The 586-nt window shown below is 49.5% G+C and carries 2 tRNA genes; both read right to left on the bottom strand.

What is annotated here, in order from left to right:
* Nucleotides 1–234 precede the first annotated feature (234 nt).
* Nucleotides 235–310 (bottom strand) — tRNA-Ala (locus IM304_RS22185).
* Nucleotides 311–414: 104 nt separating this feature from the next.
* Nucleotides 415–491 (bottom strand) — tRNA-Ile (locus tag IM304_RS22180).
* Nucleotides 492–586 lie beyond the last annotated feature (95 nt).

Here is a 586-nt window from a genome sequence, read left to right as displayed (position 1 = left end):
CCTTCATCGCCTCTGACTGCCAGGGCATCCACCGTGTACGCTTAGTCGCTTAACCTCACAACCCGAAGATGTTTCTTTCGATTCATCGTCGACTTGCGAAAATTTGAGAGACTCGAACACACATGAGCTGTGTGTCGTTTCAATTTTCAGCTTGATCCAGATTTTTAAAGAGCAAAACTTCGCAGTGCACCTTTTCAGGTTCACTCTGAAGTTTTCTTGTTTTGCAGTAAAGGATGGTGGAGCTATGCGGGATCGAACCGCAGACCTCCTGCGTGCAAGGCAGGCGCTCTCCCAGCTGAGCTATAGCCCCATCGTAGTGATCTCTCTACCGGTATTTTTGTTGAGGCAAGGCGTGGTGACACGAAGCATACCTGAGTATGTGAGTGTCGCCGCAACGCAGCATCAGCAAAAATTTGGTAGGCCTGAGTGGACTTGAACCACCGACCTCACCCTTATCAGGGGTGCGCTCTAACCACCTGAGCTACAAGCCTGCAGAGATTTTTACTGCTGTTTTTCATCAGACAATCTGTGTGGACACTGCAAAGGCAGGTTCTTTAAGGTAAGGAGGTGATCCAACCGCAGGTTC

This window comes from Enterobacter cloacae complex sp. P40C2 (genome assembly GCF_014930695.1).
GTDB classification, from domain to species: domain Bacteria; phylum Pseudomonadota; class Gammaproteobacteria; order Enterobacterales; family Enterobacteriaceae; genus Enterobacter; species Enterobacter pasteurii.
Note: the sequence above shows the minus strand (reverse complement) of the source record. Positions and strands in the feature narration are given on the sequence as shown.